The 10,756-nt window shown below is 71.1% G+C and carries 10 protein-coding genes and 2 pseudogenes; 4 read left to right on the forward strand and 8 right to left on the reverse strand.

The window, feature by feature from the left end:
- Nucleotides 1-574: 574 nt before the first annotated feature.
- Entirely contained in the window at nt 575-1,966 is a 1,392-nt protein-coding gene (locus tag ACIBA9_RS28500) for a cystathionine beta-synthase (RefSeq protein ID WP_362150507.1), read from the reverse strand.
- 159 nt (nt 1,967-2,125) lie between these two features.
- Between ACIBA9_RS28500 and ACIBA9_RS28505 the strand changes: the two genes are divergently transcribed.
- From ACIBA9_RS28505 to ACIBA9_RS28515, 3 genes are all read left to right on the forward strand, one after another.
- Nucleotides 2,126-3,145, forward strand: a complete 1,020-nt coding sequence (locus tag ACIBA9_RS28505; RefSeq protein ID WP_399367369.1) for an SGNH/GDSL hydrolase family protein — start codon at nt 2,126-2,128, stop codon at nt 3,143-3,145.
- A gap of 211 nt (nt 3,146-3,356) precedes the next feature.
- On the forward strand, nt 3,357-4,577 hold the full coding sequence (locus ACIBA9_RS28510) for an acetyl-CoA C-acetyltransferase (RefSeq protein WP_399367371.1): 1,221 nt from the start codon (nt 3,357-3,359) through the stop codon (nt 4,575-4,577).
- Nucleotides 4,578-4,877: 300 nt separating this feature from the next.
- Nucleotides 4,878-5,651 carry a hypothetical protein gene (locus ACIBA9_RS28515; protein WP_399367382.1) on the forward strand — a complete coding sequence of 258 codons (774 nt, stop codon included), beginning with the start codon at nt 4,878-4,880 and terminating at the stop codon, nt 5,649-5,651.
- 1 nt (nt 5,652) lies between these two features.
- On the opposite strand, the gene ACIBA9_RS28520 is transcribed toward ACIBA9_RS28515, so the two are convergent.
- The gene (locus ACIBA9_RS28520; protein WP_399367373.1) at nt 5,653-5,964 is read right to left on the reverse strand and encodes a hypothetical protein; all 312 of its coding nucleotides are present in this window, start codon (nt 5,962-5,964) and stop codon (nt 5,653-5,655) included.
- A gap of 99 nt (nt 5,965-6,063) precedes the next feature.
- Between ACIBA9_RS28520 and ACIBA9_RS28525 the strand changes: the two genes are divergently transcribed.
- A complete protein-coding gene (locus ACIBA9_RS28525; RefSeq protein WP_362150496.1) occupies nt 6,064-6,294 on the forward strand; it encodes a DUF4287 domain-containing protein in 231 nt (76 codons plus the stop codon).
- A 54-nt stretch (nt 6,295-6,348) separates the two neighbouring features.
- Here the strand turns inward: ACIBA9_RS28525 and ACIBA9_RS28530 are convergent, their stop codons facing one another.
- The 6 genes and pseudogenes from ACIBA9_RS28530 to ACIBA9_RS28555 form a co-directional block, all read right to left on the reverse strand.
- On the reverse strand, nt 6,349-7,209 hold the full coding sequence (locus tag ACIBA9_RS28530) for a Bax inhibitor-1/YccA family protein (protein ID WP_399367376.1): 861 nt from the start codon (nt 7,207-7,209) through the stop codon (nt 6,349-6,351).
- Nucleotides 7,210-7,321: 112 nt separating this feature from the next.
- Nucleotides 7,322-7,612: a methylmalonyl-CoA mutase family protein gene (locus tag ACIBA9_RS28535; protein WP_399367384.1), complete on the reverse strand. Its 291-nt coding sequence runs from the start codon at nt 7,610-7,612 to the stop codon at nt 7,322-7,324.
- A gap of 181 nt (nt 7,613-7,793) precedes the next feature.
- Nucleotides 7,794-8,120 (reverse strand): annotated as a pseudogene (locus ACIBA9_RS28540) (methylmalonyl-CoA mutase family protein); the annotation flags it as partial.
- A 4-nt stretch (nt 8,121-8,124) separates the two neighbouring features.
- Nucleotides 8,125-9,528, reverse strand: coding sequence for an adenosylhomocysteinase (gene ahcY / locus ACIBA9_RS28545; RefSeq protein WP_399367378.1), 1,404 nt, complete (start codon nt 9,526-9,528; stop codon nt 8,125-8,127).
- Nucleotides 9,518-10,397, reverse strand: a pseudogene (metF, locus tag ACIBA9_RS28550) (methylenetetrahydrofolate reductase [NAD(P)H]). Before metF ends, ahcY begins: the two are co-directional and overlap by 11 nt.
- On the reverse strand, nt 10,394-10,756 hold a 363-nt coding region (locus ACIBA9_RS28555; RefSeq protein WP_399367379.1), incomplete at its 5' end, for a vitamin B12 dependent-methionine synthase activation domain-containing protein. The gene ACIBA9_RS28555 and the pseudogene metF, both read right to left, overlap by 4 nt.

Consider the following 10,756-nt stretch of genomic DNA (forward strand, 5'->3'; position numbering starts at 1 on the left):
GGAAGCCCGGCAGGGGCCGGGCGGAAGCCCGGCAGGGGCCGGGCGGAAGCCCGGCAGGGGCCGGGCGGAAGCCCGGCAGGGGCCGGGCGGAAGCCCGGCAGGGGCCGGGCGGAAGCCGCCGGAAAGGCGCCGGGCCGGAACCTGAGGGCTGAGCCACCGGGCCGGAGCCCGAGGGGGCCGAGCCGACGCCGGGCCGGGGCCGGGCCGACGACGGGCCGGTGTCGGGCAGGGGGTGGGAGGAGGTTGCGCGGGGACCGCCGCACCCCCGTTGCCGGGGGGCGGGACGACGGCGGTCCCCGCGAGGGACGCGGGCCGGGTCAGGGCCGGGCTTGCGCGTCCGTGGCGCTTTCGGAGGTCCGGGAGCCGCTCCGGAGGTCCTTGGCGCCGTTCGCAGCCGGCCCGGGCGGGGAGCCTGCCCAGTGCCCATTGGCCTGGGTGGTGCTCCCTCTTCCCTGCCGACACCCACTACTGTGCCGGACCCGTGTTAAGCGGGTGCTGCGCGCACGTGACACCCTCGTACCACTTCCGGATCGCCTCGATCGGCCGAGGTCATCCGGGGTTCACCGGGTGTTCGCTACTTGGTGCCGCCCTTGGCCAGGAAGGCCAGCAGGTCCTGACGGCTGATCACACCGGTCGGCTTGCCCTCGACCAGGACGATCGCCGCGTCCGCCGAGCCCAGCACGGTCATCAGGTCACCGACCGGCTCGCCGGAGCCGACCTGCGGCAGCGGGGCGCACATGTGCTTCTCCAGCGGGTCCTCCAGGGACGCGCGCTTGCTGAACAGGGCGTCCAGCAGCTCCCGTTCCACCACCGAGCCGACGACCTCGGCGGCCATGACGTCCGGGTGACCGGCGCCCGGCTTGACGACGGGCATCTGCGAGACGCCGTACTCGCGCAGCACCTCGATGGCCTCGCCGACGGTCTCCTCGGGGTGCATGTGCACCAGGGACGGGATGGCGCCGTGCGCCTTGTCGCTCAGGACGTCGGCGACGCGGGCGCTGGGGCCCTCGTCCTCCAGGAAGCCGTAGTCGGCCATCCACTCGTCGTTGAAGATCTTGCTGAGGTAGCCGCGGCCGCTGTCCGGCAGCAGCACGACCACGACGTCGTCCGGGCCGAGCCGCTCGGCGACCCGCAGCGCGGCGACGACGGCCATGCCGCAGGAGCCGCCCACCAGCAGGCCCTCCTCCTTGGCGAGGCGACGGGTCATCTGGAAGGCGTCCTTGTCGGACACCGGGACGATCTCGTCGGCGACGGTGCGGTCGTAGGCGCTCGGCCAGAAGTCCTCGCCGACGCCCTCGATCAGGTACGGCCGTCCCGAACCGCCGGAGTACACCGACCCCTCGGGGTCGGCGCCGATGACCTTGACCCCGCCCTCGGAGGCGTCCTTCAGATAGCGGCCGGTGCCGGAGATGGTGCCGCCGGTGCCGACGCCCGCCACGAAGTGGGTGATCTTCCCCTCGGTCTGCTCCCACAGCTCGGGGCCGGTCGAGTGATAGTGCGAGAGCGGGTTGTTGGGGTTGGAGTACTGGTCGGGCTTCCAGGCGCCGGGCGTCTCACGCACCAGCCGGTCGGAGACGTTGTAGTACGAGTCGGGGTGCTCGGGGTCCACGGCGGTGGGGCAGACGACGACCTCGGCGCCGTAGGCCCGCAGCACGTTGATCTTGTCGGTGCTCACCTTGTCGGGGCACACGAAGATGCACTTGTACCCCTTCTGCTGGGCGACGATGGCCAGCCCCACACCGGTGTTCCCACTGGTCGGCTCGACGATGGTGCCGCCCGGCTTGAGTTCCCCGCTCTGCTCGGCGGCCTCGATCATGCGCAGGGCGATGCGGTCCTTCACGGAACCGCCCGGGTTGAAGTACTCCACCTTGGCCAGGACGGTCGCCTGGATGCCCTTGGTCACGTTGTTGAGCCGCACCAGCGGGGTGTCGCCGACGAGGCTGATCATCGAGTCGTGGAATCGCACCGTTGTCTCCGGTTGCTTGCAAAAACTGGTCGTTATGGGTGCCGCCAGCCTAAGGCCACGGGGTGACGCGGCGCGGGCGTTCACTGTCCGTTGAGATTGGCGCACGGGTTGTACGGGGCAAGGAGTGGATGGAGGGCTACGAGGAGGTGGCGGCGAGGCATGACGAGGATGTCGAGGGCGAGGGTGGCTCGGCGGATCGCGGCCGGAGCGGCGTACGGCGGTGGCGGGGTCGGGCTGGTGGGGGCGGCCGCCGTCGGCCTGCTGCTGACGGAACTGAGGCTGGCCCGGCGCCATGTGGGCAACGGCGGCGGGAGCCGGGTACCGGTGGCCGACGGCGTGTACGGGCACGCGTACGACATCCCGGGCGAGCCGCCTCTCCGGCTGGCCATGCTCGGCGACTCCACGGCCGCGGGGCAGGGCGTGCACCGTGCGGGCCAGACCCCGGGGGCGCTGCTGGCGTCGGGGCTGGCGGCGGTGGCGGAGCGGCCGGTGGAGCTGCGCAACGTCGCCCTGCCCGGGGCCCGGTCCGACGATCTGGACCGGCAGGTGGCGCTGGTGCTGTCGTCGCCGTGGCCCGTCCCGGACATCTGCGTGATCATGATCGGCGCGAACGACGTGACGCACCGGATGCCGCCGACCCGCTCGGTACGGCATCTGTCGACGACGGTACGGCGGCTGCGTACGGCCGGTGCGGAGGTGGTGGTCGGCACCTGCCCCGACCTCGGCACCATCGAGCCGGTGCAGCAGCCGCTGCGCTGGCTGGCGCGGCGGGCCTCGCGGCAGCTGGCGGCGGCCCAGACGATCGGGGCGGTGGAGCAGGGCGGGCGCACGGTGTCGCTCGGCGATCTGCTGGGCCCCGAGTTCGAGGCGAATCCGCGGGAGCTGTTCGGACCGGACAACTACCACCCCTCGGCGGAGGGGTACGCGACGGCCGCCATGGCCGTGCTGCCGACGGTGTGCGCGGCGCTGGGGCTGTGGCCGGCCGACGAGGAGCGCCCGGACGTGTCGCGTCGCGAGGGGTTCCTGCCGGTGGCGCGGGCGGCCGCCGAGGCCGCGTCCGAGGCCGGCACCGAGGTCACGGCGGCGATGCCGACGGGGCCCCGGGGGCCGTGGGCGCTGCTCAAGCGGAGGCGGCGGCGCCGGGTGCCCGAGGCGGAGCCCGCCCGCCCGTCGGTGTGAGTCCGCCCGTCCGTCGGTGTGAGCCCGCCCGTCCTCGCGGGCCCGCCGGTGTCGTTCGCCGCCGGTGTGACCCCCGCCCGTGCCACCTCGGGCAAGCAAGCGCTTAGTAAACTGCGGTCAGGGTCACACCGCGACACCAGTGACCCAGGCCATACGTACGGGTAACTTCCCACTCGGCCCTGCCCGAACAACTCCGTCCACTGGAGCCGTGATGCCCGAAGCCGTCATCGTCTCGACCGCCCGCTCCCCCATCGGCCGCGCCGTCAAGGGCTCTCTGAAGGACCTGCGTCCCGACGACCTGACGGCCACGATCATCCAGGCGGCCCTCGCCAAGATTCCCGAGCTGGACCCCCGGGACATCGACGACCTGATGCTCGGCTGCGGCCTGCCCGGGGGCGAGCAGGGCCACAACCTCGGCCGGATCGTCGCCGTACAGATGGGCATGGACCACCTGCCGGGCTGTACGGTCACCCGCTACTGCTCCTCCTCCCTGCAGACCTCGCGCATGGCACTGCACGCCATCAAGGCCGGCGAGGGCGACGTCTTCATCTCGGCCGGTGTCGAGACGGTCTCCCGGTTCGCCAAGGGCAGCTCCGACGGGCTCCCGGACACGCACAACCCGCTGTTCGCCGAGGCCGAGGCCCGGACCGCCACCGTCGCCCAGTCCGAGGGCTCCACCTGGCACGACCCGCGCGAGGACGGCCTGCTGCCCGACCCGTACATCGCGATGGGCCAGACGGCCGAGAACCTGGCCCGCGCCAAGGGCGTCACCCGCCAGGACATGGACGAGTTCGGCGTCCGCTCGCAGAACCTCGCCGAGGAAGCCATCAAGAAGGGCTTCTGGGAGCGCGAGATCACCCCGGTGACGCTGCCCGACGGCACGGTGGTCAGCAAGGACGACGGCCCGCGCGCCGGGGTCACACTGGAGGGCGTCCAGGGCCTCAAGCCGGTCTTCCGTCCGGACGGCCTGGTCACGGCCGGCAACTGCTGCGCGCTCAACGACGGCGCCGCCGCGCTCGTCATCATGTCCGACACCAAGGCCCGCGAGCTGGGTCTGACCCCGCTTGCCCGGATCGTCTCCACCGGCGTCTCCGGCCTCTCCCCGGAGATCATGGGCCTCGGCCCGGTCGAGGCGAGCAAGCAGGCGCTCGGACGCGCCGGCCTGACCATCGACGACATCGACCTGGTCGAGATCAACGAGGCCTTCGCGGCCCAGGTGATCCCCTCCTACCGGGAGCTGGGCATCGACCTCGACCGGCTGAACGTCAACGGCGGCGCCATCGCCGTCGGTCACCCCTTCGGCATGACGGGCGCGCGGATCACCGGCACGCTCATCAACTCGCTGCAGTGGCACGACAAGCAGTTCGGCCTGGAGACGATGTGCGTCGGCGGCGGCCAGGGCATGGCGATGGTCATCGAGCGCCTGAGCTGAGCGGATACCCGCAGGCCGTCCACCGTCCGTAGTGATTCGGCCACTTTGCGTCGGAGTGGGCCCGGATCCCCAGGAGTCCCCTGGGGTCTGGGCCTTTCCGTGATCCAATCTCCCCCAGGATGTGACCTATATCCCTCGCCGACCCCGTCTACGCAGGTCAGCGCGGTTCAGCCGGATTCCGTACCACCAAAGTCCTGTCCGTTTCGTGACGTTACGCACTGACAGCTGGTTAGTCCGCCCTTCAAGCTGATGTAGGAAGTCGGGGGTCGACTTTGAACCGGGAGTACGTCAGTGAGCGCCATGCCGATCGCTTTGCTGCTCACCACGGCCGCCACGGGCGCCGTGGGCGTCGCCGTCCTGCGCACCGTCCTGAAGCTGCGCCGGCAGATCGCGGAGCTGCAGGCGCAGCTCGCCGAGAACGACACCGCCACCATGCGCGCGCTGCTGCCGCACGCGCGCGGCCACGCCGACGCCGACCGGATACGGTCCGCCGTGGCCGAGGCGCTGGCGGAGGAGCGCGAGCGGGAGCTGGCGGAGGCGCGTGCCTTCTGGGCGGCGCAGGAGGCGCGTGACGCGTCCGACGCGCCGACCCTGCTGGGGCTGCCGGACGCCGATCTGTTCATGCCCCGGCAGTCCGACTTCGCGGGTCTGGAGCCGGTGTCCGAGCCGACCTCGGACGGCGACGAGTTCGCCGGGGAGTCCCCGGAGCTGGCCGCGGCCCGGCGCCGCCACCCCTCGCACCCGGACTTCGTCCCGGTGCAGTCGCCGGTCGTGAACGACCACGAGCGCACGGTCACCGCGCTGGAGCAGCTGGCCGCCGAGCGGATCGAACTCTCCGACGTCCGCCCGGGTCCGCTCGGCACCCTCGACGTCTACGTGTTCGCCGACGGCACCACCCTGTGTATGACGCCGGGCCACCGGGAGACGGCGGAGCGTCTGGCCGCGAGCCTGGAGTCGGGCGAGATGCCGTACCTGCTCGGCGGCTCGGGGATCTCCGGCGCCTACACGCTGACGTTCGCGTGCGGCGAGGAGACGGTCTACATCCTCGCCGACCGGGTCATCGCGTCCTTCTGAGTCACACGCCGGCGCGCCGGCGCGCCTCCTCCACCTGCCGCACCGCCTCGGCCACCTGGTCCTGGCTGCACAGCACCACGGCCAAGTCGTGGGCGGCGACCAGGATTTGGTCGGCCGCCGCGAACATCCCGGCATCCGGCATCTCCCGGGGATCGGTCCCCGGCTCCTCCACCCGCTGCGCCCACCGGGCGAACTCGCGGGCCAGGGCCAGCGCCTCGGCCGCCGCGCCGCGTTGCAGACGGCTCTGCGGCGCCGCCCGCAAACGGTCGGCGAAATGATCCACTGCTTCGGTCAAGGGCGTCGTATCAACCACGCGCCGAGCGTAACGCGCCGCACTGTTGCCAATACGCGAACGCTCAGGCACGGTGACGTGAAGGACCGGCTTACATCCCCTTTGCGTTCGGAGGCGCCGATGTCCCAAGTCTTCTCCGAGGAGACCCACCGCAATCTGCTCGCCCGCATCCCCCACTGCACCGGTCGTGAAGTCTCCGACTGGTTGCGCGCCGTCGAGGACGGCCCCGCCCTGTTCCGCTTCGAGGACAAGGTCAGCTGGCTCCGGCACGAGTACGACCTCGCGTACGGCCACGCGAAGGCGATCGTGCACGAGTACGACCTGAGGAGGGCGGCCCGCAAGCTGCTCTGAACTTGGAGGGGCCCCGGGCGGATCGCCCGGGGCCCCTCGTACGACCGGCTGGTGCTAGTCGTTGCTGCTGAAGATCGCCACCAGGCGCAGCATCTCCACGTAGATCCACACCAGGGTCATGGTGAGGCCGAACGCGGCCAGCCAGGACTCCTCGCGCGGGGCGCCGTAGGCGATGCCGTCCTCGATCTGCTTGAAGTCGAGGGTGAGGAAGAACGCGCCGAGCAGGATCGCGACGATGCCGACCAGGGCGCCGAGCGGGCCGAAGCTGCGCAGGCCGCCGTCCGGGGCCACCCCGAACGCGACCAGCAGCAGGTTGACCACCATGACCGCCATGAACGCCATCGCGATGGCGAGGCCGATGCGCGCGTAGCGGGCGGTGACGCGGATCCAGCCGGCCTTGTAGACCAGCAGTGTCGCGCCCGAGACGGCCATGGTGCCGAGCACCGCCTGGAACGGCGCCCCGCTCCAGCGGCTGTTGAACATCTCGCTGAGGACACCGAGGAAGACGCCCTCGAAGGCGGCGTACCCGAGGATCAGCGCGGGCACCGGGGTGCGCTTGAAGCTCTGGACCATGGCCAGGACGAACGCGATCAGCGCGGAGCCGACGGCGAGGCCGTAGCTGGTCGTCGAGACCGGCAGCAGCGCCCAGGCGAGGACGGCGCCGACGGCGACCGTGCCCAGCGTGAGGGCCGAGCGCGTGACGACGTCGTCCATCGTCATCCGGTCGGTGGTGACCGGGGCCTGCGGCGGGGCGCCCGCCTGCACGCCCTGCTGGGCGTAGGGGTTCTGCGCGTAGGGGTTCTGCGCGTACGGGTTGCCCTGGGCGTACCCGGCCTGCGGTGCGGTGTTGAAGCCGGCGTAGCCGTTGTCGCGGCTGAACCCCCGTCGCGAGAAGACCGGGTTACTGCTCCTCATTTCACTCCTCCATGGCCAGCCTTCGTGGCCTCGGCCTCAAGGGTAATGGATTGGCAAAGGATCGTCCGTCCTACCTGGGGAGGATCTTTCCCTCGTCGCGCTGGCCAACACGCTACGCGGACGGGTGATTCCCGGCCACGGGTGATCGCCTTCCATGACCAACCTGGGACCTGACCGTGAGAAACGCCGGGGTGCGCCGCGGCGCTCCCCAGGCGGCGCGCAGGACGCCGGAGACCTCCCCGAGGGTGGCGCCGGCGGCGAGGGCGGCACGCAGCGCGCCCGGGGTGCGGGCGTCCGCGGGGTGGGCGGCCGAGGTCCGCAGCACGGTGAGGGCCGCGTCCAGCCGGTCCTCGCAGCGCCAGGCCCGCAGCTTGGCCAGGCGCTCGGCCTGGGCGGCCTCGATCGTCCGGGTCGTGGGGACCGGCCGGCCGCACCGGGACGCCCGCCGGCGCGCAGACCGCGTGCAGCAGCGCCGTCAGCCGTTCGGCGTACCGCTCCGCCGGGAGGCCCGGCATCCGCGCGGGGTCCGGCGGCCGCAGCGCGATCCGCAGACGACACCGCGCGCCACCGGCCCGCTCCTCCATCACCAGGCACCACAGGGACGCCAGCGGCGCGGCTCCCGGCAGGTCGACGAGCAGGGTGGCGGTGACCCGGTCCAGGGCGAGGCCGCGCAGCAGGACCCGCATGTCGTCGACCGAGTCGATCGCCGCGCCCGCCTGGCCGACGGCACCGCGCGCGGCCGGATCGTCGCTGTCGTGGCCCAGACCGGTGGGGCGGTCGACACCGACCAGCAGGTGCCGCGCGCCCCGCTCGACCTGCTGCCGGTAGTGCGCGTTGCACTCACAGGCGGAGCCCCGCGCGAGGAACGCGGGCGTGGCCGCCGTCGCGGACGTCCTGAGTCCGAGGCGCATGGCTTCAGTAGCGGTAGTGGTCGGGCTTGTACGGACCCTCGACCTCGACACCGATGTACGCCGCCTGCTCCGGACGCAGCGTCGTCAGCTTCACACCCAACGCGTCCAGATGCAGCCGCGCCACCTTCTCGTCCAGATGCTTGGGCAACGTGTACACACCCACCGGATACTCGTCCGGCTTCGTGAACAACTCGATCTGGGCCAGCGTCTGATCCGCGAACGAGTTCGACATCACGAACGACGGATGACCCGTGGCATTGCCCAGGTTCAGCAACCGCCCCTCCGACAGCACGATGATCACCTTGCCGTCGGGAAACGTCCACGTGTGGACCTGGGGCTTGACCTCGTCCTTCACGATGCCCGGGATCGCGGCGAGACCCGCCATGTCGATCTCGTTGTCGAAGTGACCGATGTTCCCCACGATCGCCTGGTGCTTCATCCTGGCCATGTCCGAAGCCATGATGATGTCCTTGTTACCGGTCGTCGTGACGAAGATGTCGGCCTGGTCGACGACCTCGTCCAGCGTCGTGACCTGATAACCGTCCATCGCCGCCTGCAACGCGCAGATCGGGTCGATCTCCGTGACGATCACCCGAGCGCCCTGCCCACGCAGGGACTCCGCACACCCCTTGCCCACATCGCCATAACCGCACACGACCGCCGTCTTGCCACCGATCAGGACATCCGTGGCCCGGTTGATGCCGTCGATCAGCGAATGCCGGCAACCGTACTTGTTGTCGAACTTCGACTTCGTGACCGCATCGTTCACATTGATCGCCGGGAACAACAGCACACCATCACGCTGCATCTCATACAGCCGGTGCACCCCCGTCGTCGTCTCCTCGGTGACACCACGGATCTCGGAGGCGACGGCGGGCCAGTCGAAGGCGCCGTCCCGCAACAGGGCCCGTACGACGGCGAGTTCCTCGTTGTCCGCGGGAGGAAGCTCACCGGTCTTGTGGTATTCGACGCCCTTGTGGACCAGGAGCGTGGCGTCGCCGCCGTCGTCCAGGATCATGTTCGGGCCACCGGTGGGGCTGTCCGGCCAGGTCAGCGCCTGCTCGGTGCACCACCAGTACTCCTCCAGCGTCTCGCCCTTCCAGGCGAAGACCGGGATGCCGGCCGCCGCGATGGCGGCGGCCGCGTGGTCCTGGGTGGAGTAGATGTTGCAGGACGCCCAGCGGACGCGGGCGCCGAGAGCGACCAGGGTCTCGATGAGCACGGCGGTCTGCACGGTCATGTGCAGCGACCCGGTGATCCGGGCGCCGGCCAGCGGCTGCGCCTCGGCGTACTCCCTGCGGATCGCCATCAGGCCCGGCATCTCATGCTCGGCGAGGGTGATCTCCTTACGGCCGAACGCGGCCAGCGAGGGATCGGCGACCTTGAAGTCGGTGAATTCAGCTGACACGAGCGCTCCTTGAGCCGATGACGTCGCGGTGGATGTCCAGGGCCGCGGCGGATGAGTTGAGGGTGATGTAGTGCAGTCCCGGTGCGCCCTCGGCGAGCAGGCGCTCGGCCATGCGGGTGGCGTGCTCGACGCCGATGCGATGACCCGCGGCGGGGTCGTTCCGGGCGGCTTCCAACCGGTGGGCGAGGTCTTCGGGGAAGGCGGCGTCGCTCAGGGCGGCGAACCGGCGGATCTGGCGTACGTCGGTGGCGGGCATGATCTCGGGGATGATCGGGGTGTCGCAGCCGGCCGCCGCGACCCGGGTCCCGCAGCCGCAGATAGTCCTCCACGTCGAAGAACATCTGAGTGATCGCGTAGTCGGCGCCGGCCCGGCACTTGGCCACGAAGTGCCGGATGTCGTCCTCCCAGTCGGCCGAACGCGGGTGCCGCTCCGGGAAGGCCGCCACCCCGATCGTGAAGTCTCCGAGTGAGCGCACCAGTTCGACGAGTTGATACGCGTGGGTGAAGCCGTCCGGATGGGGGTGCCACGGCCCTCTCGGGTCACCGGGCGGATCGCCGCGCAGCACGAGGACGTCCCGGATCCCGGCGTCCGCGTAGGCGCCGATGATGTGCCGAAGCTCGGCTACCGAGTGCCCGACGGCCGTGAGGTGGGCGACCGGGCGCAGGGTGGTCTCCGCGGCGATCCGCCGGGTCACGGCGATGGTCCGGTCCCGCGAGGAGCCTCCGGCCCCGTAGGTGACGGAGACGAAGTCCGGGCGCAGTGCCTCCACCCGGCGGACCGTGTCCCACAGCGCACGTTCCCCGGCCCTGGTCTTCGGCGGGAAGAACTCGAAGGAGAAGGTGGGGAGTGAGGCGGGTGGATACGTCATGCGCGTCCTCCGGCGTTGAAGTAGCTCGCCTCCGGGTGGTGGACGACGATGGCGTCCGTGGACTGCTCCGGGTGCAGCTGGAACTCCTCGGACAGGTGGACGCCGATCCGCTCGGGCCGCAGCAGATGCGCGATCTTGGTGCGGTCCTCCAGATTCGGGCAGGCCGGATAGCCCAGCGAGTAGCGGCATCCCTGGTACTCCGTGCGCAGCATCCCGTCCAGGGCCGCCGGGTCATGGTCCGCGATCCCGAGTTCGGCGCGGACGCGGGCGTGCCAGTACTCGGCGAGTGCCTCGGCCAACTGCACGGACAGGCCGTGCAGTTCGAGGTAGTCGCGGTAGGCGTTGGCCTCGAAGAGCTT

The sequence above is a fragment of the Streptomyces sp. NPDC051452 genome, from assembly GCF_044454765.1.
GTDB lineage: Bacteria > Actinomycetota > Actinomycetes > Streptomycetales > Streptomycetaceae > Streptomyces.